This is a genomic window from uncultured Phascolarctobacterium sp. (genome assembly GCF_902463975.1).
Classification (GTDB): Bacteria; Bacillota; Negativicutes; order Acidaminococcales; family Acidaminococcaceae; genus Phascolarctobacterium_A.
In genome coordinates this window covers 38,564-64,745 of record NZ_CABQHJ010000009.1, presented here as the reverse complement: position 1 = coordinate 64,745, position 26,182 = coordinate 38,564, and the positions used below count along the sequence as shown (strand labels likewise).

General features: G+C 45.9%; 38 protein-coding genes. All 38 read right to left on the bottom strand.

Annotated features, from left to right (window positions below):
- A complete protein-coding gene (locus RDW05_RS04265; RefSeq protein WP_307977960.1) occupies positions 1–552 on the bottom strand; it encodes a phage tail protein in 552 nt (183 codons plus the stop codon).
- Positions 531–1,187 (bottom strand): phage tail protein I, encoded by a 657-nt coding sequence (locus RDW05_RS04260; protein WP_307977959.1) that lies wholly within the window; start codon positions 1,185–1,187, stop codon positions 531–533. Before RDW05_RS04260 ends, RDW05_RS04265 begins: the two co-directional genes overlap by 22 nt.
- Positions 1,180–2,304, bottom strand: a complete 1,125-nt coding sequence (locus RDW05_RS04255; RefSeq protein WP_307977958.1) for a baseplate J/gp47 family protein — start codon at positions 2,302–2,304, stop codon at positions 1,180–1,182. Before RDW05_RS04255 ends, RDW05_RS04260 begins: the two co-directional genes overlap by 8 nt.
- A complete protein-coding gene (locus RDW05_RS04250; RefSeq protein ID WP_307977957.1) occupies positions 2,294–2,611 on the bottom strand; it encodes a GPW/gp25 family protein in 318 nt (105 codons plus the stop codon). Before RDW05_RS04250 ends, RDW05_RS04255 begins: the two co-directional genes overlap by 11 nt.
- Positions 2,608–3,018 (bottom strand): phage tail protein, encoded by a 411-nt coding sequence (locus tag RDW05_RS04245; RefSeq protein WP_307977956.1) that lies wholly within the window; start codon positions 3,016–3,018, stop codon positions 2,608–2,610. Before RDW05_RS04245 ends, RDW05_RS04250 begins: the two co-directional genes overlap by 4 nt.
- Before the next feature lie 4 nt (positions 3,019–3,022).
- Positions 3,023–3,313 carry a PAAR domain-containing protein gene (locus RDW05_RS04240; protein ID WP_307977955.1) on the bottom strand — a complete coding sequence of 97 codons (291 nt, stop codon included), beginning with the start codon at positions 3,311–3,313 and terminating at the stop codon, positions 3,023–3,025.
- Between the two features lie 14 nt (positions 3,314–3,327).
- Positions 3,328–3,732: a phage baseplate assembly protein V gene (locus RDW05_RS04235; protein WP_293840255.1), complete on the bottom strand. Its 405-nt coding sequence runs from the start codon at positions 3,730–3,732 to the stop codon at positions 3,328–3,330.
- On the bottom strand, positions 3,722–4,777 hold the full coding sequence (locus RDW05_RS04230) for a phage late control D family protein (protein WP_307977954.1): 1,056 nt from the start codon (positions 4,775–4,777) through the stop codon (positions 3,722–3,724). Before RDW05_RS04230 ends, RDW05_RS04235 begins: the two co-directional genes overlap by 11 nt.
- A 1-nt stretch (position 4,778) precedes the next feature.
- Complete coding sequence (locus RDW05_RS04225) at positions 4,779–4,988, bottom strand: tail protein X (protein WP_307977953.1); 210 nt, start codon at positions 4,986–4,988, stop codon at positions 4,779–4,781.
- Positions 4,989–5,055: 67 nt separating this feature from the next.
- Positions 5,056–5,319: a hypothetical protein gene (locus RDW05_RS04220; protein WP_303707063.1), complete on the bottom strand. Its 264-nt coding sequence runs from the start codon at positions 5,317–5,319 to the stop codon at positions 5,056–5,058.
- Entirely contained in the window at positions 5,316–6,056 is a 741-nt protein-coding gene (locus tag RDW05_RS04215) for a Bro-N domain-containing protein (protein WP_304277500.1), read from the bottom strand. Before RDW05_RS04215 ends, RDW05_RS04220 begins: the two co-directional genes overlap by 4 nt.
- A gap of 117 nt (positions 6,057–6,173) precedes the next feature.
- The gene (locus RDW05_RS04210; RefSeq protein ID WP_303707065.1) at positions 6,174–6,353 is read right to left on the bottom strand and encodes a hypothetical protein; all 180 of its coding nucleotides are present in this window, start codon (positions 6,351–6,353) and stop codon (positions 6,174–6,176) included.
- Positions 6,354–6,574: 221 nt separating this feature from the next.
- Positions 6,575–7,126, bottom strand: a complete 552-nt coding sequence (locus tag RDW05_RS04205) for a hypothetical protein (RefSeq protein WP_307977952.1) — start codon at positions 7,124–7,126, stop codon at positions 6,575–6,577.
- 2 nt (positions 7,127–7,128) lie between these two features.
- Positions 7,129–7,785 carry an ImmA/IrrE family metallo-endopeptidase gene (locus RDW05_RS04200; RefSeq protein ID WP_303707794.1) on the bottom strand — a complete coding sequence of 219 codons (657 nt, stop codon included), beginning with the start codon at positions 7,783–7,785 and terminating at the stop codon, positions 7,129–7,131.
- A 76-nt stretch (positions 7,786–7,861) separates the two neighbouring features.
- Positions 7,862–10,225 (bottom strand): phage tail tape measure protein, encoded by a 2,364-nt coding sequence (locus tag RDW05_RS04195; RefSeq protein ID WP_307977951.1) that lies wholly within the window; start codon positions 10,223–10,225, stop codon positions 7,862–7,864.
- Positions 10,226–10,565: 340 nt separating this feature from the next.
- Positions 10,566–10,844, bottom strand: a complete 279-nt coding sequence (locus RDW05_RS04190; protein ID WP_307977950.1) for a phage tail assembly protein — start codon at positions 10,842–10,844, stop codon at positions 10,566–10,568.
- 61 nt (positions 10,845–10,905) lie between these two features.
- Complete coding sequence (locus RDW05_RS04185; RefSeq protein ID WP_307977949.1) at positions 10,906–11,427, bottom strand: phage major tail tube protein; 522 nt, start codon at positions 11,425–11,427, stop codon at positions 10,906–10,908.
- Between the two features lie 16 nt (positions 11,428–11,443).
- Positions 11,444–12,889, bottom strand: coding sequence for a phage tail sheath family protein (locus RDW05_RS04180; RefSeq protein ID WP_307977948.1), 1,446 nt, complete (start codon positions 12,887–12,889; stop codon positions 11,444–11,446).
- Positions 12,890–12,892: 3 nt separating this feature from the next.
- Positions 12,893–13,144, bottom strand: coding sequence for a hypothetical protein (locus tag RDW05_RS04175; RefSeq protein WP_307977947.1), 252 nt, complete (start codon positions 13,142–13,144; stop codon positions 12,893–12,895).
- Positions 13,134–13,592 (bottom strand): hypothetical protein, encoded by a 459-nt coding sequence (locus RDW05_RS04170; RefSeq protein WP_307977946.1) that lies wholly within the window; start codon positions 13,590–13,592, stop codon positions 13,134–13,136. Before RDW05_RS04170 ends, RDW05_RS04175 begins: the two co-directional genes overlap by 11 nt.
- Before the next feature lie 10 nt (positions 13,593–13,602).
- Positions 13,603–14,151, bottom strand: a complete 549-nt coding sequence (locus RDW05_RS04165) for a phage tail protein (RefSeq protein ID WP_307977945.1) — start codon at positions 14,149–14,151, stop codon at positions 13,603–13,605.
- Entirely contained in the window at positions 14,148–14,489 is a 342-nt protein-coding gene (locus tag RDW05_RS04160; protein ID WP_307977944.1) for a hypothetical protein, read from the bottom strand. The genes RDW05_RS04165 and RDW05_RS04160 overlap by 4 nt, the downstream gene beginning before the upstream one ends.
- Entirely contained in the window at positions 14,486–14,803 is a 318-nt protein-coding gene (locus RDW05_RS04155; protein ID WP_307977943.1) for a hypothetical protein, read from the bottom strand. Before RDW05_RS04155 ends, RDW05_RS04160 begins: the two co-directional genes overlap by 4 nt.
- A gap of 11 nt (positions 14,804–14,814) precedes the next feature.
- Entirely contained in the window at positions 14,815–15,867 is a 1,053-nt protein-coding gene (locus RDW05_RS04150) for a major capsid protein (protein ID WP_307977942.1), read from the bottom strand.
- 13 nt (positions 15,868–15,880) lie between these two features.
- Positions 15,881–16,252 carry a head decoration protein gene (locus RDW05_RS04145; RefSeq protein ID WP_307977941.1) on the bottom strand — a complete coding sequence of 124 codons (372 nt, stop codon included), beginning with the start codon at positions 16,250–16,252 and terminating at the stop codon, positions 15,881–15,883.
- Positions 16,252–17,388 (bottom strand): head maturation protease, ClpP-related, encoded by a 1,137-nt coding sequence (locus RDW05_RS04140; RefSeq protein WP_307977940.1) that lies wholly within the window; start codon positions 17,386–17,388, stop codon positions 16,252–16,254. Before RDW05_RS04140 ends, RDW05_RS04145 begins: the two co-directional genes overlap by 1 nt.
- On the bottom strand, positions 17,375–19,009 hold the full coding sequence (locus RDW05_RS04135; protein WP_307977939.1) for a phage portal protein: 1,635 nt from the start codon (positions 19,007–19,009) through the stop codon (positions 17,375–17,377). Before RDW05_RS04135 ends, RDW05_RS04140 begins: the two co-directional genes overlap by 14 nt.
- A 27-nt stretch (positions 19,010–19,036) precedes the next feature.
- The gene (locus RDW05_RS04130) at positions 19,037–19,264 is read right to left on the bottom strand and encodes a DUF6148 family protein (protein WP_277219855.1); all 228 of its coding nucleotides are present in this window, start codon (positions 19,262–19,264) and stop codon (positions 19,037–19,039) included.
- Positions 19,261–21,246 (bottom strand): phage terminase large subunit family protein, encoded by a 1,986-nt coding sequence (locus RDW05_RS04125; RefSeq protein WP_307977938.1) that lies wholly within the window; start codon positions 21,244–21,246, stop codon positions 19,261–19,263. Before RDW05_RS04125 ends, RDW05_RS04130 begins: the two co-directional genes overlap by 4 nt.
- Before the next feature lies 1 nt (position 21,247).
- Positions 21,248–21,736 carry a hypothetical protein gene (locus tag RDW05_RS04120; RefSeq protein ID WP_277219857.1) on the bottom strand — a complete coding sequence of 163 codons (489 nt, stop codon included), beginning with the start codon at positions 21,734–21,736 and terminating at the stop codon, positions 21,248–21,250.
- Between the two features lie 451 nt (positions 21,737–22,187).
- Positions 22,188–22,619 carry a hypothetical protein gene (locus RDW05_RS04115; RefSeq protein WP_307977937.1) on the bottom strand — a complete coding sequence of 144 codons (432 nt, stop codon included), beginning with the start codon at positions 22,617–22,619 and terminating at the stop codon, positions 22,188–22,190.
- A gap of 101 nt (positions 22,620–22,720) precedes the next feature.
- Complete coding sequence (locus RDW05_RS04110) at positions 22,721–23,104, bottom strand: RusA family crossover junction endodeoxyribonuclease (RefSeq protein WP_307977936.1); 384 nt, start codon at positions 23,102–23,104, stop codon at positions 22,721–22,723.
- A complete protein-coding gene (locus tag RDW05_RS04105; RefSeq protein ID WP_276765852.1) occupies positions 23,097–23,912 on the bottom strand; it encodes a hypothetical protein in 816 nt (271 codons plus the stop codon). Before RDW05_RS04105 ends, RDW05_RS04110 begins: the two co-directional genes overlap by 8 nt.
- Positions 23,913–24,064: 152 nt before the next feature.
- The gene (locus tag RDW05_RS04100) at positions 24,065–24,313 is read right to left on the bottom strand and encodes a hypothetical protein (RefSeq protein WP_307977935.1); all 249 of its coding nucleotides are present in this window, start codon (positions 24,311–24,313) and stop codon (positions 24,065–24,067) included.
- Between the two features lie 253 nt (positions 24,314–24,566).
- Positions 24,567–25,007: a dUTP diphosphatase gene (locus RDW05_RS04095; protein WP_307977934.1), complete on the bottom strand. Its 441-nt coding sequence runs from the start codon at positions 25,005–25,007 to the stop codon at positions 24,567–24,569.
- Entirely contained in the window at positions 25,000–25,320 is a 321-nt protein-coding gene (locus tag RDW05_RS04090; RefSeq protein WP_304228403.1) for a hypothetical protein, read from the bottom strand. Before RDW05_RS04090 ends, RDW05_RS04095 begins: the two co-directional genes overlap by 8 nt.
- Entirely contained in the window at positions 25,307–25,504 is a 198-nt protein-coding gene (locus RDW05_RS04085; protein ID WP_304228406.1) for a hypothetical protein, read from the bottom strand. Before RDW05_RS04085 ends, RDW05_RS04090 begins: the two co-directional genes overlap by 14 nt.
- A gap of 83 nt (positions 25,505–25,587) precedes the next feature.
- On the bottom strand, positions 25,588–26,157 hold the full coding sequence (locus RDW05_RS04080; RefSeq protein ID WP_307977933.1) for a hypothetical protein: 570 nt from the start codon (positions 26,155–26,157) through the stop codon (positions 25,588–25,590).
- Positions 26,158–26,182 lie beyond the last annotated feature (25 nt).

Genomic DNA, 26,182 nt, shown 5'->3' with positions numbered 1-26,182 from the left:
TTAGCTCAGCTCCAGTATCAATCCACTCTGCGCAGAAATATCTGATTCTTGGTCTAATATCTGCACGTACTTATGCAGCATCACATTAACATAGCCCATGGTCGCCAATGCACCAGCATCAATCTGCGCAACAACGTTATCTGTATTACTAGCAGATACGTAAACAGCAAATTCCTGACTCACGACAGTTGCACCGCCTTCTGCTGGCAGATAGTCCGGCGCGCTGTCATTTGCTACAAGGTACAAAATCTCCCCCTGATCAGGGTCTGTAGCAAACACACCAAGCTCACGCACATAATAGCCTGCCGATAAGCCTGCATTGCTTATGGTAGCACTGACCTTGCACATACCATTTTCTTGTGCTTCAATCGTGGCAATGCCTATGTTTTGTTTAGGTTCTACCAGGTCGGTAAGTTCCTCCATCTGCTTACCTTCCTGCAGGACACCACTACCAAGTTTTAATTTTGTGATAGTAAGCTTTGTCCCAGCTTCCACCTTAGCCTGCAGCTGCCTGCCCTGTTTGGTTAGGATTAATCCGCTCCAATTTGGCATATTCTCACGCTCCTTTGTTGTCTCATTGCATTAGCAACATAAAATTTTGCATTTACGTCCGGTATTTTGAATTTTGATGGATAGATGTTTACGGTTTTATGTACCCATAACACCTTTGCAAAGTAGATTATTGCCAACAGCTCGCGGTAAAAACTCAAGCCATCTAACCAGCTACGAGTGTTTTTAGTAACCTGTATGGCGCGCTCCAGGTTATCAATAATCCTTTTATCAGGTATACCTTCTTCAATAAGGCGCACCTGGAAATGGTACGGCACACCGCCATACTCCCACCATTCAAACACTTTGGCCGATTGAAATACTGCTGAACATACCTCCTCCACTGCTGCAGGCGTGCCCTTGTAGCGATGCCAGGCAATAGCATTACGCACCAGGGCACGCTTTTTTGCAATATCAGCCTGATAATCGTAGAAATCTACGTGGTATTGCCACGCAAGCTCATCAATCAGCGCCTCTGATAGCTCGTCTAACCTAGGCAAAAGCAAGATAAGCTCTGTCTGGCGGTTGATATGCTGCAGCTTAGCGCTTATAGCCTTAGCAACATCCTGTACATTTTTATCGCTGGCAATAGAGCCGGGTAAAATCTGCTGCAAGCAATCGTCTTTAAGCTCAAGCATCTTCCAGTCCCCCCAGTTCAGCTTTCGTATTGCTGCAGATAGCTACCTGTGTTGGCGTAAGCTTAGCATATACCGGAGCAGTAACTGTAACACGCTTAGCGCCTGCGGCCATAATCCTGGCTATAAGCTCAGACGGATTGACGTCACGGCCTAGCTTAGATTTTTGCCATTGGACAAAATCTGTTACCGCATTATTAACAGCACTTTGAATGGCACCCGCCTGCGTTTCATTATCACGGTCAATATAATAGCTTACATCAATCCTATAATTTACAACCTCAGGTGCCAGCACAGTCACCTTGTCCGTCAGCGGACGTACACGCTTGTCATCCAGCGTTACTTTGACCTGATTAAGCAGTTCCTCGCCAGGCAGCTCGCCACCAGCTAGGAGCGGCCTAACCTCCACGGTACCTGCAGAAGGCGACCAGACGGTTACGTCAGCTATCTTGGCCGATGCACGCTTAGCGTGATAGATATACGCGCCATCAGGCCCGGCCGTGCTAAAGCGCTCCGGGGCACCATGGATATCCTCGCGATAGCTATCATCGGTCTGCGCATCAGCACCGCCCTCAGATGTTGTAATGTTGGCTACGCTCGCTACATAAGGCACAGGGTCGACCAGCGTTTTGAGCTGCCCTGCTATATATCCATTGCCTTTAGGGCCGACATCTAAACATGTGGCGCTGCCCGTTCCGCTAGTCTGTCCGGCCTTGATAATCATCGGAGCATCCAGTGCAAAGAACACGTTGTCACCAGCAGTAAACCTTGTGCCTGCAGGAATAATTGTGCTGTTTCCCAGTTCAACAGATAATATTACCTGCATCGTTGTCACTGCGGCCGTTGCTGCTATACGCTCTACGCCAACCAAGGCGCCTAGATGGTCCAGGTTATTGCCATTAGCATACCTAAGCAGATTTTGCTTGCCGGTCTCATTAATTTTATTGAGCAGCAGGATGATTACCGCCGCATTGGTCAATAAAAATAACCGCACAGGGTCGCCTTTAGCAAGGCTTCTGCCGGTTATATTTTCATATTCACTCAATATGTAGCTTTCAACTTTTGCTGCATCCGCATCAACGAAGACTATCTCAGGTAAGCTTTTTAGTTTACTCGTCATCGTTAATCATCACCTGCACTTTCGGAATTAACACACCATTATCGGTACCAGTAATAGTGATACCGGTTACGGTTACGCGCGGTTCATAGGCTTTTATGGCCATGATTATTTCAGACTGCAGCTGTGCCTGAGCGGTGTTCATTGGCTTATCCAACATTTCTGCGTCAAAGCCAAAATCACGATTCAACGGCACAGAGTATTTTGTGGTAGTAATTATTGTACGCAGATTTTGCAGGATTTCCGCAACTTCTGATGCTGGTGCAAAATCAATACCTTGCACTGGCTGAGCTAAAACATCGTAAATCATAATAATTTTAACCCTCCTGCGTATTCTTTCAGCGTCACGCTTACTTTAGCACTCATAATGTTACCAAACTTGCCCCAGAAGGAAACGCTTTCATCCAGGCTTTCAATAACCCACATGTTATCTGTAATTAATTTACCACCAATAACCAAGGGGAAATATTTACCTGTATCGCGCATCTTTCGTAGCTTTTCAAGCTCCTTAGCTGGGTTTATGCCCTGATCAGCACGCAATTGCATAGAAAAGCTAATCTTCTCTACATCCGGACCAATAAATTCCAGCACCGGCTTATCGCCGATAATATCATGCTGTGCCCAGCGCCCTGCGCTGCCACGACCATAATCATCAAAGGTACGAATATAATGGCTAGATACGATAAATGGTATATCCGCCATGAAACCTACAAGCATAATATCAACCTCCAATCATTACATTGCTGCTCCCCACCGCCACACTCCCACCACAGCTTACGCTGTCCCCTATTCTGCCAGCAGCCTTGCCGTTGATGAAAACGGTCGAACTCCCGCTGGCAATTACACCGCTATGCGTCGGATGCGCTACACACCCATGCGGAGCGTAGCTGTCACCAACGCGGCCAGCGCCTTTACCATTGATGATAACATCAGTGCTTGCTGTAACAAGCGCTGTAGGCGCGCAGGCATCGTGGCCAGTGTCATTGTCGCCTAAGCGTGTTGCCTTTGGCATAGTAATCACCTCCTTCAGTTCAGCAAAATGTTAGCACCTTTAATTATTACGTTCCCTTTGGCATTAATCTCGATATTCCCATTTTGATACCTAATGAAGCTTCCATCGGCAAACGTAATGCTGCGCACGCTAGCATCACTTTCTACCGGAGCATCCTGCGTACTGTAAAAAGCACCTATAACAAAGCCTTTGCTAATGCCGCTGCCGCTCGCATTCGGTTGAAAGATACACAGCACCTGGGTACCAACCTCAGGCAGCCAATAGGCTTTTGTCTGCCGGCTGCCTATAGTGATAATTGGCAGTTCAGCGCTCACCATATTGTCCTTATCTTCAAATGCCACGCGAGCGCTACACGATGCGCCATTGACTGCCGACACTGTACCAATGCGAATCAGGTTTTTTATCTGGTTAATATCCATCTAAACATCTCCTCACATCAATACTTGTTGTATAGCCACTGCTAATATCATGCTGTGCCTTGGTGATGATATACTTGCCATCGAAAGCACCAAAACCGCTAAGCTGGATATTCACAGCAGCCGCCAGTTCCGGATTACCTAAAAAGCTGAAGCTTCCGGTAACCTCATCGCTGTTCTTCTCCCGAAGCTTCTTCTTTGCAAGACGCTCTGCATCCGCAATGCTGGCTACCTGCTCATTGACTTCCAGTGTTTTTCCTATCTTTTTATCAGGAGCAGCAAATGTAGCCTCAATTTTTTGCTTCGTGCTGCTGTCCTGGTACTTAACATGGCAGGACTTATACACATCACGCACTTTACTGCGCAGGCTGTAGCTTTTCAGCATATCCAGCACCTTTAGGCTGCTGGCAGAATAACTAGCCTTAGGCTTCGGCACCAGCGCCACAGCCTCAGCCGCTTCATAATCTGCTTCGTCAAAAATTACCACTTGCTTATCGCAGATTTTGAGTGCCAGGCCATGATCAGCACACAGCTTATATAAAAAGGACAGGTCAGACTGTTCCGTCTGCTCTGCCCTATCTATAACAGGATTATACTCTTTAACATCGTAATACAGCGTCAAGCCTGCCTCCGTTGCAATATCATTAGCAATGCGTTTCAGCTCAGCCTTCTCCCAGCTGCGTGTACGCTCGGCGCCGCGCAGATTGTTGTTGTCCGGCACGCTCACCGCTTTGATTTGCACCTCGCTAGGCATTCCGCTGCTGGTGATTTCGTCAATCTCAAACAAACCAAAACGTACAACCTGCTCACCGATGCTCTGCCAGTTAATCAGCTTTACGCTAACGTCCAGCATCGCGCCCTTTTCCGGCATCCAGGATGATTGCCACAGACCAGCTTTATCCTCCAGTGTAAGCTGCAGGTCATCTGCCTCGCCGGACATGTTATCAGTGTAGCTTACATTCTTTAGATATTGCTGCAGGTCTGCGCTGATATCCTTATCATTATATTTTATGATTAACAAACAGCACCTTGCATTCATCTTAAACATTTTAACGCCTCCACGGTGGCAGCATTGATGTTACCGGTGCCGTATACTCCGGCACCTCCAACACAATTCCCGCCGGAAAAATAACAATGTCAGCGTATTGCTGATTTGCTTTCAGCAGGACGTTTAGCGATGCTTCGTCATTGTACAAGCGCTTGGCAATCAAGTCCCACATGTCGCCCTGGGTAGTTGTGTAGGTATTTGTCAATTTCATCACTCCAATCTATGTATGACAAAAGCCGCCTACATCTACTGTAAGCGGCTTTCGCCATAAAATTATTTTATTCGCCGCAATATCCCTGACGCAAGTTTAAAATCTGCACTTCACTATATCCGGCCTTTTCCAATTCTTCTTTCGCCTGCATTTGCGAATGCATACTTTCAGCGTATTTATCCATAAGCATCATAAGAACTACTTCTTTATCTGGAAGCATCGCCTTAATAGTTGAAAAGCATTGGTCGGCTATATCCAGGTTATATTCAATCTGCTCAACTAGCTCACGCTGTTCAAACGGTAACGCCTTATAAGCTTCTAAAGCGGTCATTTTGCAGCACCGCCTTCCAGAATCTCCTTAAATTTCTCCACAGCATCTTCATAATAGCGGAACGTTTCTACCTGCTTATTGCTGTTTGGAGATTTATCATAAAAATACTTGCCATAAGCATCGCTTTTTAACGCAAATTTGTTAGCCAACATACCCACCTTGTGCGCCGTGATGCCCAAAATTTTTCCAATCTCCGTAGCAGAAAGTGTTTTCTTTTCTGCCTTCTGCATAGGCAGTACAGGAGAGCCAGCCAGTACCTCCGCTGCTTTTTGCTGGCAGATATGTTTATAATCAGGTAAATCCGTTGTTTCTGCCAAACGCAGCCACAACTTACACTGCCTGCTCTGTGCGTTCAGCAGCATAGCTTTCGCCCTCTGCTCCTGTTGTGTTGTTGGCTGTTTTGACGGCTTGTTATAACTACCAGTTTTGCGTATGGAAGGAATGACTTCTGACGTTATCCAACGTTTGAAAGCTTTTGCAGATGGAAGTTTGCTGGAAAGCACGAGAGAGTATAAGCCTGATTCATTGATGATAGATACTTCACGATTTTGACCTGCATACTTGATTTGAGTACGCAGCTTATCTTCATCATCAACGTGACTAATCACTGCATTGCTAGGGTTACTGTATCCTAAAGCTTCAGCTACATCTTTACCAACAAACCAAATTCCACCATCTTGCTCAACAGTACGAATATCTCCAAAATCAGCGTTATTAAAAATACGCAATTCATTCATATGGAACACCTCCAATTTTCACTTGAAAGATGTTCCCCCCCATGTTACAATATTCCATGAAGGGAAACCTTCTTAATACGAGCATTGTCTTTTGTTTTGACGGACTGGGACAATGCTTTATTTATTTTGTAGATCAGTATATAATCTTTCAATGCCTCGCCTTATAACTTCGACTCTCGTTTCGTTATAATGCTCAGTTAAAGCATCTAATTTAGCAAGTGCTTCTTCATCGAAGCGCACACCTAGCTGCTTTACTTTAGGATTATCAGATTTAGGTCTACCTGTTCGTGGACTCATTTTATTCACCTCACTTTTTGATTACCACAAATTCATTTTAATTTATGATTACCAAAAAGTCAAGTATTTTTTTCGTCTGTCGAACAATTTAATTATACAATACTACCTAGCCTTTGTTGTGCCTGAAATCCAGTCCATTTACCGTCATTATGGCTAGACTTTCGGGCGGCTTGTATGATTTTGGGTATAGAAAAAGCCCTGACGATTAGGTCAAGGCTTTATTAAAAGTCTGCTGGATTATTATTTTGTCTAAAATCTTTGATGTCCTGCCTGATTGTCAAATCATGCTTTTGGATATTCTGTATAATGTTCATCATATTTTCTTCTTCATTACGATTGAACAGATACTTCGTAATGATCTTAGGAATAATGAAAAATGACGAAACAAAAGCAGTTCCGATAGCAGTTACCACAGCAACTATATTATTGATTTGGAATGTAAGATGCTGATACTTAAAAGTCATATAGGTTATAGTCCCTAATACTGCAATCAAAGCAATGCAGATACTGCCCATTACTCCAACGCATAAATAAAAGAAACACCCCTTACACTTGTTTTTAAATCTTATGTTGCCTTCAAGTTCTTCACTATAAGCTTTTAAGATATTTGTGTAACTTTCATTATGAGCTTCCATGCTCACAACATCATTACTGACAAAAGATGTATTTTCATCATTGAATTTGGGACTACTTAACACCTCAAGACTATCTTTACTATATTTCTTGATAATTTTAGCAGTAATATTTTTTACTGTTTCATCAGAATTTATCATCGTCATAATATGCTATTTGCTTCTAAATTCAGTTCTTCAATGCGTTTATTTATTGCAGTAACGGAAACGCCAAAATCCAAACTTAATATAAATTTTACTTTTTGTGCATCTTTGATTTGACTTGCAATAAATTTATACCTTGACTCAAAAATAGTTCTAGGCATCAGTAGATTTGCTGCAAATTTATTTGCTCGATACTCACGAATTTCATTGTTTTTCTTGTCGTCCGTTCTGTAGTAAGCTTCATAATATTTCTGATTTGGTAATGCGTCAAAAATATAGTGAGCTAGTTCATGAGCGATTGTAAAGCGCTGATGTCCAATGTTGTCTCTATTATTGAGCACTATCATCTTTCTAAATCGTTCCATGGCAACAGTATTATCTATAGCTAATACCCCAGATAATTTATCATCATCAAACGAATTATCTGGTACCACAGCAAACCCTAACGAATCAAGCATATCACCAATGCGTAAAGGAGCATTTTTCTTTTGCCAGAAGAAATTCACTAGTTCATTAGCAGCATTAGTTGCTTGATTTGCAATAAGTTCTTTATCTTCATCACTTAATTTGTTGACATCTTCGGTGCTATCACGAAAACGAATTTCTTTATTAGTTTCTCGTAAATTGTCCACCAAATACTGAATTTTTTCGTTCATGATACGCACCTCCCAATGTAATAAAATGCTCATTTTTGGTTATAATATTATACACTATTTAGGTGTTAAAGTCAATTTACGCATAGCTTACCCTCCTCTGCTGGTTCTGCAAGTCCTGCAGCATCTTCTTAAACTTTGCCATCTCCAACTCCAACACCTCGCGGATTTTACCTTCGTCGCCACCGCCTTGAATTGTGATGTTTGGTGCGAACGTAGCAGTAATATTGGCACCGCCGCCCAGCGGATTACCCATGATACGGTTTGTTTCCGCCAACAGGCCGATATTCCGCGCATTAGGAGTATGTGGGATAGCGGACTCGCCACTGTCCTCAGCAAAGGTTGTCAGGAAGGCGCCCTTGCCATAGATGCCGCCGCTGGCGTTATGCGCTACATCGCTGCTGTTGCCCTGAGCCGTGATGTTTACCTTGCCAAAAATAGGCTTTGAGATAAAATCACTTATTGCCTGCCATTTTTCCTGTACCCAAGTAAACGCATCAGTAAATTTAGCTTTGATACCATCAACAAACTGCTGTAATGCTAAAGCAGGATTATCCCACAACGTTATAAACCACTGCTTAACTGTGTCCCAGTTCGCAATAAGCGCAGTTCCCGCAGCAATCATCCAACCAACCGGACCTGTGATAAACATAAGCGTCCTAGCTGTTGGGCTGTCCCACAAGCTGACAAAAAACTGTTTGATTGTATCCCAGTTCGTATAGAGTAGATAGCCTGCTGCAACCAAAGCAGCAACACCTGCTATAATCCAACCAATCGGACACGCCAAAAGTGCACTGTTAAATGCCCATTGCGCTGCTGTTGATGCCCATGTTGCCACTGCTGATGCACCCATTCTTGCTGCCGAAAGCATAAACTGAATGGTATCAGCTTTCAAAATCGCACTGCCAATGCTTTTTGTTATGGTCCATGCCTTTGTTGCCCCAGTCGCAAGCTTTGTTGCAATTTCATTTTTAATAATCCAAGTATGCGCTGCAATTATTGCTCCCTTGACGCCATTATAGGCTAACGCCAAGCCATTGCCAGCCCACGCCAAAGCATTAAAGCCTGCTCCTAAAGCAGCAACACTTCCACTAGCCACGAGTACAGCACCAACCAGCTCACTGTTTTTGCTAGCAAAGTTTCCGAAAGCTGCTGCTAAAGGCGAAATGATTTCTAGCATGCTTTTAAAAGCGGGGATCATGCCATTACCAACGTCAGTTTCAACAGCAACAAACTTATTTTTCATGAGCGCCAACTGATTTGCTGTAGTCGTTGCTTTTGTGTCAAACTCTCCCTGCATGCTACCGGCATACTGTGAAGCATCAGCCACCATACTTAGGTTTTTTTCTAAACCTTCAAGGTTGGATAAAAGCGGCGCAATTGCACCAATGGATTCCTTGCCAAAAAGATTCTGCAAAACGGCTCCCTGCTTTGCTTTGTCTAAACCTTTTAACGCTTTTAATACATCAAGAATAGCTCCTTTAGCGTCCTTCTGCATACGTACTGCCATTTCCGCAGCATTAAATCCCAAAGTTTCAAATGCTTCATTTTGACTTTTGCTTGCGCTCTCTCCGGCCACCATCGTTAATATCAAATTCTTGATGCCTGTAGCAGCTACCTCTGATTGAATACCTGAACCTACAAGACTAGCACCTAAAGCAGCTATTTCACCAGAAGCTACGCCTCCAACTTCGCCAAGAGGACCAATGCGTGTAACAACATCAGAAATCAATGGTGCTGAAGCTGCTGTTTTGTTGCTCAAATAGTTAATTTTATCAGCCAGTTCAACAACATCCTTCTGATTCATTTTGAAGGCAGTTCGCCATTTAGCCATCATATCACCGGCTTCATCAGCGGTGATATCAAAAGCTGTGCCCATTTTCGCTGCAGCTTCAGCAAAAGCCAGTAAATCTTGTCTGGCTATACCAGCCTGACCACCTGCAGCAACAATGGCAGCCAACCCCTGCGCTGTCATAGGAATATTTTTTGACAGATTTAATATATCCTTATTCATATCCTTAAACTGCTCAGGTGTGTCGAAGTCTACAACTTTACGTACATCGGACATCGCAGATTCAAATTTTATTGCTTGTTTTAACGGAGCAGCGAATCCATAAGCTACACCAGCCAAACTAATTGCACTGGCTTCATTTTGTCCCATCGATGTACGTCTTTGATTGATTTTTCCTTGAATGTTTGCATAGCGCTGCGCATTATCACTAACCTTCGTATAACTTTGATTGAGCTTACTTAAGGCATTGTTATAACTCTTTATATCAAGGGAGCCTTGTTTTACAGCTGAAGCACAAGCTTTGGCTATGCTTCTATGCTCTTGCATGTTTTTATTTAGTTGCAGAATCTGATTTGATGCAGAAGAAAAAGCTGTTTTAAAGTTACTCTCTAATGCAGCTGCTAGCTTAAATCCAAAAACATATTCCTTCAAAAATGCTCGCCCCTTTCTTGAATATATGGTATAATTAATTAAAGGATGGTGATTACCATGATTGACATTATTGCTGCTTTAATTGGCTTCGGCGCAGTTCTAATATTTCCTTTTGTAACTATACAATTTCTCTATGAAACATATGAGGATATTTTTAAAGACGACTAATAATTTATATTTTCCCTTTTGTCCGCTCACGCCTGAGCGGACTTTTTATTTACCATTGTCGCAATTTCCAACATTTCAAACAGGCCTAGACCTAAATAAAATTCAACAGAAGTATACGTTGACATTGCTAAGCTTATAGCTAGCTCTTTTATGGGCTTAGAGTTTTCAACTCCTAGCCCAGCAAAAAATTTGCCACAGGCAGCACCAGATTCTTAAAATCAGTTGAAGGCATGTCCAAAACATCCTCTACAGGTACGCCGATCAGTTTAGCCGCTACCAACGCCTGAAAATCCATAGACAGAAACACAGCCGGAGTTGTGTCACCCATTTTGCGCACTTCCTTTTCTGCTGCAATTAAATCTTTACCGCGGATAGCTTCAAAATCTAATTTAACTTCCTTAACTTCTTCGCCATTAACCATAATAGGATTATTTAATTTAACTACTTGCATCTTTCATTCCTCCAAATTTTTATAATTCAGCCCCCAGCATACAGCTGGAGGCTTTTTTGTTTTACACCATACCTAAGGCTTCGCGAACGTCAGCCATATAATCAACGCCGCCAATATTGCAGATATAGTTGAACTTATCCAGTTCCAGAACGGGTTCGCCATCAATAGTGACTTTCAGGTAAGCTGTTTCAATGGTGTTCGCAGTGCCTGTAGTCGCGCCAACATCCAGCTTGCCCAGCTCCGTTTTCTTCGGTACACCGCGCACAACGCATTTTACATTACCAACCTTGTATTTACCGCTGGCACTGTCATAAATCTGCTGCGCCCCACGCAGGTCGAGATTTACGCCAGTCTGCATTGCCAGCATAATGTTACGCTTCTCCAACGTGCGCCAGTTCAGCACTGTTTCCATGCTGCCGAAGTGCCCCAGCACCGGGCTGTCAAACTCGCCTGCAATACCTGCACCTTTAACGGTTTCGGTCATAGCATCTAAAGACGGAAGTTGCACATCAGCAATACCCACCAAATCGTTACCATCTTGGTAAACTTTAAAGTTAATCAGTTTCTCAGGTACATTTGCCATCTATCTCACCTCCCAATTAACTGAACAGCGTTTCAAAATACGCAGGATCATATTCGAGCACGTTTTCAATTTCACGCGCCGGGGCAGGCGGCGTAAGATAGGTGTGGAATTTAATGATGCCGTCCATAAGATTGGTAACGGGATTTTCATCATCACGAAATTCAACACGGCCGCCCAAAATGACACCTTGTCCGGTAAGGCCGTTTAAACGCATATTTTCACTATCCAAAACTGTTTGAATCAGGCGTTTGTTAATCGGCTTATCTACCTTCGCCCAATAAGTTTGAATGAAAGTCTGCGCATGCCAGTTAAACATTCTGCGAATACAGATAAAGGCATCCTTTGGATCAGTGTTAGACGGATAGCAGGCGGTGCGATTGCCCCAACATTTCCAGCCTCCGATAAAATTAAGTGCGGTAACAACGCCCTGGCCGTTGAGATAACCAGCTTCATCAGGTCCCAATACTACCTCAGTACCATCTTTTAAGCAGCAGCCGTTAATCTGCATGCTTTTATTAGACGGGCTTTCGTAAGGAATATCATCGTTATTACTGTCAACAGTTGAGATAACGCCAAGAACATGGGTAGACATATGATAAACATCATCGCCCATCTTAACCATCGGCCAGCATACCACTTGAGAAGCGTCATTGTAACTGTTCTGGTTCATCCAGTTTTTGACGTCGGTATACTTTTTGACGCTGTCTGTCGGTACGTCATTAAGCGTAATCGCCTTGAAATGGCTGTTGATATTGCCAGCTTTAGCTTTCATCACTGCAGCTACAGTCGGAGTGTCACTCCAGCCGGGAGCAAGCACGATGCCGGGAACGAGGTTTACCGCGGGGAATACTTTATTAAGTACCTCCAAACCTTTTACGCTGCCATCGCTCACGCTTACGCCGCCGATGATATCATCAGCATCTACCATAGATGCATCCAGCTCATCATAATCGAGGAACAGGGACGCAGCGCTCTCTGCTTCGCCGCCATCCAGCGCCGTAATAACCAAAACGCCGTCATCATCATAGGCTGCTTCATAATCAGTACCAGCGCTCAACGGCTGACCAGCACTGGCCTTTTTTACCTTCAAGGTTTCCAGCAGCACAGCCGCCTCAAGCTTGCCAACCTTATCAGTCAGCGTCACTTCCTTGTCGGACACAGTCTTTTTATGTGTCTTAGGGTCCAGTACATTCACAAAAACAACCGGTGCGCGATTATACAGTGCAAACTGGCTGTAAATAACCTCGCACAGAGTATATTTTGCAAAGTCCTTGCTAAAGCCAAACTGCCCTACCGCCTCAGAATAGCTATAGCACAGAACAGGTTTATTGATAGGCGCACGGTCACTTGCAAGATGCACCGGAGCCGTGCCAAATACTACTGGCAGGCCAGCAGTAGTATTTACCGCAGGCACAATACTTGTAGGCACCTCCTGCGTATAGACGCCATGTTTATATGCCATTGCTTACACCTCCAATGCTTCTTTGTAGTATTTGTAGAGCGGTGTGCCGGGCTGCTTTGCTTGCGCCATCGCCGCGTTCAGCTCTGCCACAGGCACAAACAAACGCTTCAGCGCAGGCATTGCCGCAAATTCTTCTTCAAGATGCGTCGGCAAGCCGCCAATAAAAACCTGATATTGCAGCAATCTGCCTCGGCTCAGGTTAGGGCCGATATAAATCAGCTTTTCACTTGCTGGTTTTTGATTTTTAATCGCCATAATAAATGTCCTCCTCATAAGGTTGACCGATAGTATAAGTCGCCGTAATTTTGCCTTGCCACTGCGGTGCAGGCTGTGCTTCCGGCACTTCCAGCTTCAGCGGCAGCTGCAGGCGGTGCCTGTTCGCTACCAGACGATGCTTTAAAAGATGCTGGCGCACATGCTCCATAAGATTATAGAGACTGCGCCAGTCATCTGCATCGCTGTTGTCATAGATGCTGAAGCCAATTTCTACCGTTGCGGTGCTCATTTCGCCGTCTGCAGTGTCCTGCGCTCCGGTGACAAGAGCATAGATAAACGATGCCTGCTCATCAGCGTTCATGCGTGCCGGCGGAAAGCCGGCATACACTTTAATCTCGCGCTGGCCAGAGGGCTGCTGCGTGCTGTAGTCAGTAACTGCTGGGCGCAGAAACTCAGCCAGGTTATCCATTAATCCAACTGTAGTCATAAAATGCTCCTTACTTCATTTTAGAAAACCGATTGTTCACTTCACGTAAAAAATGTTGATTCAGAACATTTTCTGCAAAAGGTGTTAGCCTGTTGATAGTGTTTTCATTTCCCATCATTGATGGTATAGATGGACCATGTAGTACGGTTAACGGGTATCTGCTCTTGCCCAGCCTTTTGAACGGAAATGGTCCATTTCCAGCTCGTGTAGCCTGCAAAAACAATCCTTTTATAGGCTTCGGATTACTGCTGCGCAATACCCTGACACGAATTGGACCTTTTTTGCTTTTCCGTACATCAAACCGAGTCAAAGTTGCCGGTCTGCCCGTACTCATAACAACACCAGTAAGCCGAGAAAGCGTTGCCTTGCGTATTTCCACTTTTTTCTTCACAACAGTGCTAGAAATAACATATCGTTCCTTTACCAACCTCGCAACTTTCGTCTTGATTTGTTTGGTAGATTTATTTATTGAACTTTTTATGGCTCTTTTTATCTCCTTAGGAGCCCCGCCCAACATCTGCTGTGCATATTCCAGATTTTTTGCATCAATGCTAATCATCGGTCATTCGCCACCAGCTGAATGGTTAAAATGCCCATATCATCACTCACACTTTCAACCTCATACATTTTTTCATCCAGATAAAATCGCATGCCATACACCGGCACCTCCGGTAAATCAGCCTTCAGGCAGCTAACCTGCAGCTGACTGCCATAAAGACCGGGATAATAGTCATCCTTGCCGGCTTGGATAGAAAGCGACTGCGCCACGGAGATATCCTGCACAATCGCCTTGCACTCCGTACCGTTCAGATCATGCAGCTCTGCGAACTCCATCTCATTGAGAAAGACAGCCGCATTGTCTGCGGCTATCTGCTCTTTAAAGCTCAGCGCTTTCATTGTACGGTAGCGGCTTCATCTACCGCCGGCAGCACGTCTTCATCATCGCCAGCAGGCTCTTTAGAGATAGATTTAGAAGCAGGCTGCTTTTTGTTCTTTTTGCCAGAAGCAGGCTTTTCAGCCTCGGTTTTGCTAATGATTTCAACATCTTCCGGAGCAGTGGTTTCTGCCTCAGGCTCGCCAATGATTTCAAACTCTTCCGGAGCATCATCATACAGCTTTTGAGCAACGTCGTCTGGCAGCTCGACAACACTGCCAGCTGCATAAACCACGTTATTATGACGCAGAGAGAATTTCTTAACGAGGATATACATAAGCTTCCTCCTTATTTAACTTTGATAACATACCAATCATCTACGGATTCAGGAACAACAAGGCAACGGCTCTGCATAGCAATAGAGCAGTAGTCATTCTCGATGTTCATGGTAACCTTAGGCACATAACGGCCTTCGTAGGTGTGGAACTGCTTATCATCCTCCATCTGGGTAACAGCGCCATACAAGCGCTTGCCACGACCGGCAACGCCGATAATAACGTAATCATCAGGCAGGTACGGAGTAAATACGCCTTCGTTGTTGATGTAACCACCCTCGTAGGTGTACATTTCCAGACCTAAAGCGCCCAGCAGGCCGAAGCGCATAACCTCAGGACTTTGAATCTTAGGCGCGAAGGACATCAGCGCCGCATTGTCGCGAGACGGAATCAGCAGCTTGTCATAAATGCTCTTATTGTTCAACAGCAGGTTACTGGTAGCCTCAGAGCACATCATGATAGTCGGAGTCAGGCCAGCATTGCGGCGAATGGTTTTGGAAGCATCCTGCAGGTTACCATAAGCATCAGAGGTGTCCTTATCCCAGGTATCGGTACCGGACAAGGTTTGCTTTTGAGTAAAGTTAAAAGAGATGGTATCAATCTTTTGGGTTTTACCGTCATCAGCATAACCGTTAATGGTGTAGCTACCATCAATCAGCAGCTTTGCAGCCATATATTCCTCGGTGCGGGAGCACATATCGGTCAATTCCTTGATATCCTCGGCGCGATATTCTTCAGCGCGCTGTTGGGGAGTACGACCGCTATACACGTTTTCACCTGCCAGGCGCTTTTGCAGCTGCTCAGCGGTCAATACGCGCTTAGGCTTCATCAGCGGTGACTTGTAGGATTTGGTTTCAAAGCCATCACGCTGCATATTAACACCTTGTGAACCAGGAACAACAAAGGGTGCCATGGAGCGACCGCCTTTTTTGAAATCCACATCCAGATATTCAGAGCTATAGGTAATAGCGTTCGGGAAAAAGGTGTTTACTAACAAAGGATTGGGCGGATATGCACGATTGATTACGCCCAGTAAAGAACGGGTAGAATTGATATCAAATGCCATAGTTTATTCCTCCTTATTGCAGATGAGTCAGATAGATGCCGACAGCACGCAGTTCTTCCTCGTGTGCCTGCACAGAATCAGATGCAGCGCCAACAGACATCTCCTCTGCATTGAAAATGCCGCTAATATAAACAGTAGCAACTACATCGCCGGTGCCGACAACAACATCTTCGGCCAGCACAGCGTTTGCTACCTTCAGCGCCGGAGTTGCGGATGCAGCATCAACAATCTGATATTTGCCTTCACTGACAGCCAGCACAGCGCCTCGTTTAAGCGCCTTTTCAGCGCTCAGGCCTTTAAGGGTAATGTTTTTAGTAAGAGCAGCCACAGCGGTGCCGCCAATAAGCTGGTCCACATTGCTTTTTTCACTGGTTACATATGCCATTATTTATTACCTCCATACATATTCTGCAGAGTTTTAGCCATGTTTTCGGTGCGCAGGGCTTCTTCCTCTGCCTCAGTCAGGCCATTAGCAGGCTGACCGGTTACATTACCGGAGCCAGATTTCATCTGGTCGTCAATCAAATCATTCATAAAGCTTTGAGCTGCAGATGCCTGAGGAGCAGGCTTATCACCCTTGATAGCATCAATGGTTTCTTTGATTTCATCAGCGGTCTTGCCGTCTTTGATGGCCATATTGATTACAGCCTTCACGCCAGCACTGCCATCATCCAAAGCATTGAGCGCTGCCAGACGGCTTCTTTCCTCATTGCGGATTTGCTCCTCATTAGCCGGAGCGGTGGTTTGGTTCGCAGGAGCAGCACTGTTGGTCTGTTCATCTGCTCTGACACCGATAGCACTCAAAATAGTGTTTACGGCATTCATAAGATTTTCATTCATCGTTTTATCCTCCTTTTTGTGGATTTTGTTTTTAATTAAGTCAGCATCTCCCTGGCTCAGCTGATGCCGTACATGGTTGACCACAAGCACATTGCCGTCAAGAACAGGTTCAACCTCACCTTGAATCTGGTCACAGAAGCCATTGGCAAGGCATTCTTCAGCAGTAAGCCAGGTGCTGTTTTGCATCATGGTCTCCAATTCTTTTTCGCTGAGCTTGCAGCGCTCCTTATAAGCTGCCACAATACTAGCCTTGACAGGCTTGAGCATTTCAATAAGCTTGCCCAGCTGTTCAGCGTTGACAGGCTCTGCGATGCAAACCATTGGGTCATGAATCATCATCATAGCGTTGACCGGCATAAGGATTTTTTTGCCGGCCATAGCAATGATTGTCGCAGCGCTGGCCGCCAAACCGTCAATCATTACAGTGGTATCACCGGAGTAAGACTTTATCTGGTTGGCAATGGCGTGTGCGGCGAAAACATTGCCGCCGTTGCTGTTGATACGGATGCAGACCGGCTTACCCTCCAGCTTAGCCAATGCATCAGCAAAGCCTATTGGGCAAACATCGCCACTGCTGTCATACCAAGGCTTTTCGCTGACGATATCGCCATAAATACGGATTTCAGCAGTATTTTCGGATGCTTTGTTGATAATCTCCCAAAATGGTTTACTTTTCACCATCGTTCTCACCTCCTTCCTCAGTCTTTACATTCTGATGAAGCGGATAATTGAGGCCATTGCCTTGCCAATGCTTATGTTCAGCTTGCAGCTGCGCAATGTTTTCCTCGTATTCCGTGCCGGTGATTTCGGCAGATTCCTGTTCACCAGTGCTGAAGCCGTAATCAACACGCAGCTTGGCGGCCTGAACCTCTTTCACCGGGTCAAGCATGCCCATAGTCGGGCCATACCAGGACGCGCGGCTCCATGCCTTACGCAGTAGCGGGTCACTAAAATAGCCAGGCGCTTGAATGCGTCCAATAGCCACCGCCTCAGCCAACCAGCGCTCATACACCGGCTGACAAAAATCCCTTGCGAACCAGATGCGCCGCTTCTTAGCAACAGCTTGAAACTGCAGCAAGGCACCGCGCGCAGCACTGTACGAGCTCTGGAAGCGCGACAGCAGCACCTCTGAAGGAATTTCCAGCGCCGCGCCCACCTGAGCAATCAGCGCATTGACGAAGGCCTCAAAGGTGGATAGGCTACGATTTGCATCGACAGTCTGTACTTCATAGCCAGGCGGCAGCTCGTTCATCGTGCCAGCACCCAGCTCAAAGGTATATTGGTCGAAGGCAACCTTTTCATTCTCGCCAAAGGCTTCCGGCAAAGCATTGGGAAAGCCTTCACCTGCGTCCTGCGTTTTGAAGAACAGAGTAAAATAGCTTTTGATGATTGCAGCAGTAAGCTCCGCTGTGCTATAACGGTGCATCTGCTTCAATTCTTCAATGGCCGGTGCCAGAATCGGCACGCCGCGGTACTGCTCCGGTCTTTCCTCATGGCTGATTTGCAGGATATTAGGCGCGCCTGTTTTGCGTCCGAAGGCTTCTACGCGCACCCATTTTATGCTCCTGCTTTCCGTCGGGTCATAAGGTACCCGGTCGGCAACCCAATAGGCTACAACGGCACCATCCGTATTAATTTCAACGCCGTTGATAATTCTGTTGCCATTCTTGGGATTTCGAACCTCAACCTCATTAAGCGCACCAATAAGACTATAGGTATTAGGATTGCAGACACGGCTCGCTTCAAAAAGCTGTATCTTGGTGGTATAAGGATTATCACCCAAGGCCTTGCGGTATTTAATCGCTGCCCAGGCATCTCCGTCCACAATAGACGAGATAAAAGCAACATCCTGCATATCGTAAAAGTTGTGCTTGCGATACAGGTCACACTCTACGCTCTGCGCCCACAGATTAAACTCTGCCTTAGTGTGTCTGCGCCATTCAGCAGCTTCCTCTGGGCTCATGCCTAAAAGACGGTAATCGGGACAAGGTGAAGGCACCAGGCCAGCGCCAACAACATGCGTCCTGTAGCGATTGATGGCAGCAGCGCCAACAGGGCTGTTAATGGCCATATCAGCACTGCGATTGCGCAGGATGTTCAGATTTACGTCAACATCACTTTTCGGGCTGGACCTTATCGGCCAATAGCCACGCATAGCTTGTTTTTCGGCACTGGCACCACCATTACTGTAGCCTGTGTTTAATACAGGCCTGAGGATGATGCCCGTGGGCCGCTCTTGTGTTAAGGTCTGGCCAGTAGGATGTCTGGCCTTACGATTGTAGGGTGTTCGTTTCTTACTCATTTCGTAGCCTCCTGTTTTATTTGAGCGCTAATCACGGAAAAGCACTCTTTTTGCACGCCTATATCCCTCAGATGCAGGCGCATTATCGTCTTCGGTTGCGCCCATAGCTCGCAGGCGATTTATTTCGGCCTGAATGGCGCTAAGGTCAGCGCGTGTCAGCAGCCTATTGCCAATGCGGTAACTCTGACCGGTTACCAGAATAGCCTGCTCCGCCTTCAGGTACTGGCGATAGCGTTCGTTCAATGCGTTGCTCATTCTGTTCTCCTTCCTCGTTTAATGCAGCCATAGCGTTTCTGTGGCTTGGCAGCAGGTGCAGGAGCCGTCGCCCCGCCTGCTTCACCATTGTTGCCCTGTGCCAGCATAGCATCCAGCTTTTCAAAGTTAGGTGCAATACTGCGCATGCAGGCAAGATTATACACAGCAAGGTCCAGCGGCTCATTGCGCTTATCCTTGGCTATGTTCGTCCACTGAAAAACAACTACGCCGTTTTTCTTACGCGGCACCAGCTCCTCGGAAATCAGACCGCGAAAATAAATGCGATCATAGCCACGATTAGCATAAGATTCTATGACGGCATCATTACTCAGGCTCTTGTCGTCATTTTTTAGCAGACCTTGCAGCGCTTCAACGAATTTTTTCATCCGACGCTTATCGTCTAGCGGAAAATGCATATACTTAGCTCCCTGAACCTCAATGCTGAGACGGTCCATGATTTGCTGCTTGCCCGTATCCGTGCCGATGAACACCAAAGGAATGGAGCTGTTACGCATCTGCTTTTTGCCAATCTTGGCAACAAGGTCTTCGTTGGCCATGTTTGAGCCTTTGATAGCAAAGCGCTGACGGAAACGATTCTTAAAGCAGTAGGCATATACGTAATCAGTATAGTGACCGCCGCAGTCAATAAAGGTTCTGGCGATTTTCAACCCTCGCCCATTAGCAAATTTATAGGTTTTGTCCAGGACGCGGTCTAATTGCTCCCATACCTCGGGCGTGTCGGGAACGCCCAGGATAACGCCTTTGCGTATGCCCCAGCGTTCTTCACCATGCCCCCAGCCGGCAACCTCATATTCCAGGCGATTATCCTGCGTATCCACCGCCGCCGTCAGCAGCAGAACTCCTTGCGGCAGCTCAGCGCCATAATCCTCACGCCGCTTAATGAAGATATCCTCACTCTCGAAATTGCCTTTACGCTCGTAAGATTCACCGAAACGGGTATTGTATATTACCTTCTCACGCTCCGGGTCGCCTTCTGCCTCCAGCCATTCCTTCATGACATCGTTCCAGCTAATCCATGGACTCGTCCAACAGTTCACGAAAAAGCTGCGCGTATCTGTGGCAAAAGCTGCAGGGTTTTGCGCTACATACTTCTGCGCGGCGTTGCGCATATCGTTCTCGCTGAATTCAAAGCCGCAGTCAGGGCAAATCCATTTCACTGATCTGACGACAACATGCTTTTTGTTATGTTCCTCGCTGCTGTCGAAGTCGGCAAGCATCTGCCGGTGTGTAAGAAGGTGGAATTCGCCACAGTTCGGGCACTGGTGCTGCCATTCCTCCTGCGTACCGGTCATATACTCGTCATCAATACGGCTAGTGCCTTTTATCGTCGGAGTACTGAAAAGGCCAATCACCCTGTTAAAGTAGGTAGTGGTTCTCTTCGCCGCCAAATCAACCGGGTCGCCTTCTACGCCGGCACTATCCGGGAAGCGGTCCACTTCGTCGCAAAGCAGAATGCGTATAGGTTTGGAAGCAAGGCCGCTCGGGGCGTTCGCACCTGCTATAATCAGCCTGCCGCCGGTAAAATACTTGCTCATGATAGTGTTGCTGGTATTGCGGCTTTTGTTTTCGCGGAAAATGCTTTTCAGGCTTTTGGTAGCTTCAATCATGGGTGTGATACGGCTCTTGGAAAAATCCTCGCCGTCGCTTAAGGTAGGCTGAATCATCATCATGGTGCAGGGGTCAAGCTGAGCAAAGCGGCCAATGACATTATTCATGATATCTGACTTTCCCACCTGCGAGCAGCTCTTGACAACAACACGATGCACGCCCTTATCCGTGAAGGCATCCATGATGCTGCGCTGATAAGGTGCTCTGTCGGTGCGCCATCTGCCCGGTTCTGCTGATTCCTGTGGCAGCATACGGTAGGTATCTGCCCATTCGCTGACAGTAGTTTTAGGTGCCAGCTTAAGGCCATTGTTGAAAATGCGGCGTAAAAGCAATACCGTTTTCTGAGCACACATGCTAATCGCCCTCCTTCTCATCAACAGCATCAAACATGGTCGGTGTATAATCCCTGATTTCTTCCAAACGTCCTTCAACCTCCATGCTCAGCAGCTCTTCAATCTCCGGCTTGCTCTTTCCAAAAAGCAGCGGCGCCATCTTCGACGGAATGCCGCGTATCTGATTGCGGAAGTTGACTAGTATTTCCGTCAGGACAGCCTCTACATCTGCAGCATCGTGCATCTCGCGCCGCTTTTGAGCCAGCTGGATTTCCGCCAGCTCTCTTTTGGCCTTTTCATGCAGAGCTTTTTCTTTCATCAGGTCAACGGATTCATCAGTTTTGTATTTATAGGCATAGTATTCAGCGATAACCTCGGGGAGAAGGTAATCTCCTTCAGGCTCTCGGGTAAGTATTTCTTCGTCTGCCAGCTGGCGCACGCGCCTGTCAGTGATGCCCAGCAGGCGTGCAAGCTCAGCGCCGGAGCCTCTTGGTACTATTTTTTTCGCCATGAACATCACCTCCTTCGCTGTTTGTCCACTGTAGGCAATACAAATCTGGTAATAAGATGCACCGCTTTAGGCTATTTTGCAGCCTAGGCGGTGCGGAAATTGAGAATGGCAAAAGCGGAAATGCTGTCCAGGCTAAATTTCCGCTTTTTGCGTTCCTAACAGGCTATGAAATTGTCGACGAAAAATTTTTGCGTATTAGTGGAAGTCAAGAAAAAATTTTGCGCCTTTTGGACATGTCCAATTTTTTACCTGCGGAAGGAAATGTGATTTTTTAAATTCACAGCTAGACAATTTCCGGGAGTTCGCCGACCCGCAGGCTTTTTATTTTCCTGGAAGAACCTAGGGCATCTGTCCACAAAACGCGGACAATAGAAAAGCCGTCGACCAATGGCCAACGGCTCTCGCTATTCTTTTCTCTCACGCTTTCGCTATTATACATTATAGCACCGATTCACCCTCGCATTCTATCGCATCTTTCAAGAATACTGTTTAAACCTTTGGCATGAAGCTTATGTACATGTTGCCATGTATAGTTAAGCTCTGCTGCTATACGTTCCCACTTCTGGTAATTCAAATACCTGCGCTGCATCACAAGTCGCATTGGTCCCATCGGCAGCAGTGCAATTAAAACCCGGACTTCTGCCAGCTGGGCGCACAGCTCATTGCAGCACTCAGCAACAAGCTTTTCCTGCTCAACTATCTTTGCTATGGAGTTTTCCAACTTCTGTCCATTCCCGCTGCCGCCTCCCGGTGCCTGGCTATAAGCAGGCGTAACCTTTTGCGCAAGACTACGCAGCTCCTGCAGCTTATCCAGTTCTCCCTCCAATGTGCGCTGAGCATACATAGCGCCTTTCAGCTTTTCTTTTAGTTCTTCCTTGGTCATACGCTGCCCTCCTGCCGGTTTTCTTAATCTACATGCAAACTTAAAAATTTATTATGGGTATTTTCCTAGGGTTTTATATTCTTAGAGATTATTTTTGCGTTTTAATCGTCTTTCACATATACGCATACCTCTAGCCTAGGCCGCTTCCTGTCAACGGAAAAATCCATATCACGCACGAGCACCATCTTGTCATCAAGATATAATGCACCCTCTAAGGCATCACAAAGCAGCTTATGCGTATTGTTCATATCGCGCCGCCTGCCGTCTGGCCAGAAGGCAACTACTTCCAGCACAATCTTTTCTTCCGGTTCTGGCACGCGCCAGCGTTCCCGATGTGCCAAAGCATTAGCAATATAATACGCCTCTTCCTTCCAGGCTCTTGCCAATGGCGTAAGTACACGGTTCCGGCGTCCCATCACATTGAAGTTTTTATAGCAATGATTGACGCTAGGCGGTATGGTCAATATTAAATTCAATTTATTCATTCCGTCGCTTTGCTCCCTTCTTGCGCTTATAGTCATCCCTAAGCTCCATCTTCGCTCTGATATACCATTCGCAGGTTACAGCATTATAATATTTCTCCACGCTGATGATACGATAATCAGGATGCTTCTGCTCAAAGTGTTTTTGCATATCTTCACAGTCTTCCGGCCAAAGAGTCAGCTGCTGGAATTGCTTACGGCTTGTTTTGGTATCGCTTACAGATTCCAACGGTTTGACAAGATTGCGGGATGAAGTGTATCTTTTGCGGCCTTTAGGATCTTTGCTCAGATAGCATACCAGGGCTTCGATACCTCCATGCTCTGCCTGAATGCGCTTGCTGTTCGCCCAACCGTGTCCCCATGCTTTTTCGATAGCATCACGGTCTACTCCACGATTAATCAGCAGATGATGATGCACTCTTCCCTTGCTGCTAACCTCGGTAACGTAGATGTATTTTAATTCTTTGCCATTAGCTTTATATAATCTTTTCAATCTTCGCATATAATTACGCAGCCTTTTCTCTCCCTGTTCCGGTGTATCGGGCAGGTTATCATTGTCATAGCTTAAAGTCAGGTGTATATCTTTGCTGCCAAAATTGCTTTTGGCCAGCAGCCTAAAATATCTGCGTGCCTTTTTATCGTTAAGGTTCTTCTGTTTAGGAGTAGTTGCCTTCTGTCTGCCACTTCTGCAAGGTTTGTATTTGACATCCACGAAAGGAAATAAATCAATTTCAATGTAATCAGGCTTTTTGCTTTCACTGGTTCCCTGGCAGTAATATGTTTTTTCTCTTATGCCTATTCTCATTGCCATTGATTTATCCCCCTGATTTTCTTTGTGGTCGCTTTGTTATTACTTACATACAAGCCTAAAGGGCTAAGCTGCCCTTAAAATGAAATGCCTTTATATATGAAGAAACCTGCGAGACAGAAAAGCCCCGCAGAAGTTTTCTTCATTATATATGTTTAGCCCTTTGGCCAACATCTGTTCCGCCGCCATTCGGCAATGCGTTCATCTCGCATCATCCGGCATTCGCTCGCCGCCCGCACCTTTGCCAGGCGGTTCTTCTTTAAAATGGTTAGGATGAATTTATATTTTTTATATGCGTCACATATACTGGCACAGCCACAGCCACGCAGGTCACAGCCTTTACAAGGACAGTCAACTGTAATCCCGTATACTTTCGTTCCGCCGAAGGCTCTTTCACTTCTCATCTTTATTACCTGCTAATCCTAATCCAATCAGAAGGACTATAACCGTTATAGCAAAATTGACTGTGAAGTTATCCATATTATCCGGCACTCCTTATATTGTCCGCCGCAGAGCGCAGGCCGCATACGTGCGATATACTTCTTCTTTTTGTCTGCGCCATTTGCAATGCTTGTATATAATCCGCTAGTTAAACATGAGCGAGGCAGCAGCTCTACGGCCTGCGCTCTGCGGCAGAGATATTTGCTTTATTGTCTGTTAACGGTCTGTAGAACCATAGCCGCCCACACGTTCGCCGCTCGCATGATCATCTTCAGTTACAAAGTAACGTACAAAAATTCCCTGCATGCAGCGTTCGCCTTCTCTAATGATGATGTTTTCGCAACCGCTATTTCTGAATTTGACGCCTATGTTACCATCATTATTTGGATTGTTTGCATAATCACTATCGATAATACCTACGCTGTTAACCAGCGACAAATTGAATTTAACGGCAAGACTGCTGCGGATGAACAACATCAGCACCATATCACCGGGCATAATAGCTTTGACGTTCAACGGAACCAGCACGCTTTCGCCGCCGGCCGGAATAAAAATGTCGGTCGGAGCATAAAAATCATAACCTGCGGAAAACTTAGTGCTGCGCTGCGGCAGTCTGGTGCTTTCCGGTGCGTCAGCAGTCGGTAAAAATTTAATCATTGTTACACCTCCCCAGCCAATAATCGTAGCAATGCTCGTCAATCATCCCAAAGTCAACGCCCACCCGATACATCTTCAAACGAGCGCGCTTGTTGCGAAAGTACAAATAAATCTCAGTCTTACTCTTAAAAGGTGACGTTTTCACCCAGGGGCAGGAATTACAGATGTTATGAGTAGGCCAACGTTTAAAACGATCAGCACATTCTTCGCTGCATTTCATTTGCCCTTCACGCTTTATTTTGCGCTTCCAAGCTTTAATATCACGCTCCATCATCCGGAAGCCGTGATTCTTTTTCTTTCTACCTTTCAACACGACTTGTTTCCACTCCCATCTGCCATCTGCAATTAACAGCTACGCTTACATTGAGTCTTCTTAAGTCAGATTCATCCAGCCAATTTTTTACATGTCTACCATTGTCATCATGGCCATAAATTACAACTTGCTTATTTTCGCAGTCATTTCTGATTGCCCACTTATAGAACTCTTCAATTGTCATTCTTATCACCTCGCCAGTCACGTACCTTAGCCAATATCGCTTTTCTCATTTCGCCTTTGCTATACAGTTCAGCGATTATTATGTTAGAGACGGATAAAGTCGGTTCCATCAAAGCTGTAACTGCATGTTTTGCCAGTCTCTTTGTACCAGCCAGCTTCAACCTGGTATTTATCAAGCCAGCGTTGCAGCACATCGTTAAGCTCGTCTTCGAGTTCATCCACAGCGGCCGTCATAGCTTTGCCAGTAACGAAATCACACCACGGCTCGCTGGCTTCTCCGCCTTCAGAAAATGCCTGGTCTTGAAATTCTTCGAGAAGGCTGTCTATGCAAATGTATGGTTGCCAGTCGGATTCCGCCATTTCCAAAACGGTTACGATATCTCCTGCTTTCAAAAAGTCTTTAGCTTCCTTCAGAGCTTCTTCTGTAGTGTCGTACAAATCAAGGTTTTCATAGTCGGCAGCAAGGGCATCGCCAATCACGCTGTACATCAGCTCGCTCTTTTTGGGTTTAACAGCCTGACGCGCTATCTTGGCAGTTTCGTCACCGCTAAATGCAAGGCAGCTCGGGCAAATTGTTATGTCTTGGCCATTCTTCAATATATAGCGATTGCAGCTGCCATTCTTTTGCCCGCATACGTGACATTGACGCTTCATGCTTTATCCCTCCCGAGCTTAATAC

What these genes read in the sequence shown, in the direction of transcription:
- RDW05_RS04160 (WP_307977944.1), bottom strand. Translation starts at nt 14,489, where the DNA reads ATGAAAGCGCTGAGCTTTAAAGAGCAGATAGCCGCAGACAATGCGGCT.
- RDW05_RS04205 (WP_307977952.1), bottom strand. Translation starts at nt 7,126, where the DNA reads ATGATAAATTCTGATGAAACAGTAAAAAATATTACTGCTAAAATTATC.
- RDW05_RS04110 (WP_307977936.1), bottom strand. Translation starts at nt 23,104, where the DNA reads ATGAATAAATTGAATTTAATATTGACCATACCGCCTAGCGTCAATCAT.
- RDW05_RS04135 (WP_307977939.1), bottom strand. Translation starts at nt 19,009, where the DNA reads ATGAGTAAGAAACGAACACCCTACAATCGTAAGGCCAGACATCCTACT.
- RDW05_RS04175 (WP_307977947.1), bottom strand. Translation starts at nt 13,144, where the DNA reads ATGGCGATTAAAAATCAAAAACCAGCAAGTGAAAAGCTGATTTATATC.
- RDW05_RS04250 (WP_307977957.1), bottom strand. Translation starts at nt 2,611, where the DNA reads ATGATTTACGATGTTTTAGCTCAGCCAGTGCAAGGTATTGATTTTGCA.
- RDW05_RS04220 (WP_303707063.1), bottom strand. Translation starts at nt 5,319, where the DNA reads ATGACCGCTTTAGAAGCTTATAAGGCGTTACCGTTTGAACAGCGTGAG.
- RDW05_RS04120 (WP_277219857.1), bottom strand. Translation starts at nt 21,736, where the DNA reads ATGGCGAAAAAAATAGTACCAAGAGGCTCCGGCGCTGAGCTTGCACGC.
- RDW05_RS04085 (WP_304228406.1), bottom strand. Translation starts at nt 25,504, where the DNA reads ATGACAATTGAAGAGTTCTATAAGTGGGCAATCAGAAATGACTGCGAA.
- RDW05_RS04210 (WP_303707065.1), bottom strand. Translation starts at nt 6,353, where the DNA reads ATGAGTCCACGAACAGGTAGACCTAAATCTGATAATCCTAAAGTAAAG.
- RDW05_RS04235 (WP_293840255.1), bottom strand. Translation starts at nt 3,732, where the DNA reads ATGGATATTAACCAGATAAAAAACCTGATTCGCATTGGTACAGTGTCG.
- RDW05_RS04095 (WP_307977934.1), bottom strand. Translation starts at nt 25,007, where the DNA reads ATGATTAAATTTTTACCGACTGCTGACGCACCGGAAAGCACCAGACTG.
- RDW05_RS04165 (WP_307977945.1), bottom strand. Translation starts at nt 14,151, where the DNA reads ATGATTAGCATTGATGCAAAAAATCTGGAATATGCACAGCAGATGTTG.
- RDW05_RS04130 (WP_277219855.1), bottom strand. Translation starts at nt 19,264, where the DNA reads ATGAGCAACGCATTGAACGAACGCTATCGCCAGTACCTGAAGGCGGAG.
- RDW05_RS04215 (WP_304277500.1), bottom strand. Translation starts at nt 6,056, where the DNA reads ATGAATGAATTGCGTATTTTTAATAACGCTGATTTTGGAGATATTCGT.
- RDW05_RS04260 (WP_307977959.1), bottom strand. Translation starts at nt 1,187, where the DNA reads ATGCTTGAGCTTAAAGACGATTGCTTGCAGCAGATTTTACCCGGCTCT.
- RDW05_RS04100 (WP_307977935.1), bottom strand. Translation starts at nt 24,313, where the DNA reads ATGAGAAGTGAAAGAGCCTTCGGCGGAACGAAAGTATACGGGATTACA.
- RDW05_RS04155 (WP_307977943.1), bottom strand. Translation starts at nt 14,803, where the DNA reads ATGTATATCCTCGTTAAGAAATTCTCTCTGCGTCATAATAACGTGGTT.
- RDW05_RS04255 (WP_307977958.1), bottom strand. Translation starts at nt 2,304, where the DNA reads ATGACGAGTAAACTAAAAAGCTTACCTGAGATAGTCTTCGTTGATGCG.
- RDW05_RS04240 (WP_307977955.1), bottom strand. Translation starts at nt 3,313, where the DNA reads ATGCCAAAGGCAACACGCTTAGGCGACAATGACACTGGCCACGATGCC.
- RDW05_RS04170 (WP_307977946.1), bottom strand. Translation starts at nt 13,592, where the DNA reads ATGACTACAGTTGGATTAATGGATAACCTGGCTGAGTTTCTGCGCCCA.
- RDW05_RS04245 (WP_307977956.1), bottom strand. Translation starts at nt 3,018, where the DNA reads ATGCTTGTAGGTTTCATGGCGGATATACCATTTATCGTATCTAGCCAT.
- RDW05_RS04125 (WP_307977938.1), bottom strand. Translation starts at nt 21,246, where the DNA reads ATGTGTGCTCAGAAAACGGTATTGCTTTTACGCCGCATTTTCAACAAT.
- RDW05_RS04140 (WP_307977940.1), bottom strand. Translation starts at nt 17,388, where the DNA reads ATGGTGAAAAGTAAACCATTTTGGGAGATTATCAACAAAGCATCCGAA.
- RDW05_RS04180 (WP_307977948.1), bottom strand. Translation starts at nt 12,889, where the DNA reads ATGGCATATAAACATGGCGTCTATACGCAGGAGGTGCCTACAAGTATT.
- RDW05_RS04200 (WP_303707794.1), bottom strand. Translation starts at nt 7,785, where the DNA reads ATGAACGAAAAAATTCAGTATTTGGTGGACAATTTACGAGAAACTAAT.
- RDW05_RS04225 (WP_307977953.1), bottom strand. Translation starts at nt 4,988, where the DNA reads ATGAAATTGACAAATACCTACACAACTACCCAGGGCGACATGTGGGAC.
- RDW05_RS04185 (WP_307977949.1), bottom strand. Translation starts at nt 11,427, where the DNA reads ATGGCAAATGTACCTGAGAAACTGATTAACTTTAAAGTTTACCAAGAT.
- RDW05_RS04265 (WP_307977960.1), bottom strand. Translation starts at nt 552, where the DNA reads ATGCCAAATTGGAGCGGATTAATCCTAACCAAACAGGGCAGGCAGCTG.
- RDW05_RS04190 (WP_307977950.1), bottom strand. Translation starts at nt 10,844, where the DNA reads ATGCAAGTAGTTAAATTAAATAATCCTATTATGGTTAATGGCGAAGAA.
- RDW05_RS04230 (WP_307977954.1), bottom strand. Translation starts at nt 4,777, where the DNA reads ATGTTTAAGATGAATGCAAGGTGCTGTTTGTTAATCATAAAATATAAT.
- RDW05_RS04145 (WP_307977941.1), bottom strand. Translation starts at nt 16,252, where the DNA reads ATGGCATATGTAACCAGTGAAAAAAGCAATGTGGACCAGCTTATTGGC.
- RDW05_RS04115 (WP_307977937.1), bottom strand. Translation starts at nt 22,619, where the DNA reads ATGACCAAGGAAGAACTAAAAGAAAAGCTGAAAGGCGCTATGTATGCT.
- RDW05_RS04105 (WP_276765852.1), bottom strand. Translation starts at nt 23,912, where the DNA reads ATGGCAATGAGAATAGGCATAAGAGAAAAAACATATTACTGCCAGGGA.
- RDW05_RS04080 (WP_307977933.1), bottom strand. Translation starts at nt 26,157, where the DNA reads ATGAAGCGTCAATGTCACGTATGCGGGCAAAAGAATGGCAGCTGCAAT.
- RDW05_RS04150 (WP_307977942.1), bottom strand. Translation starts at nt 15,867, where the DNA reads ATGGCATTTGATATCAATTCTACCCGTTCTTTACTGGGCGTAATCAAT.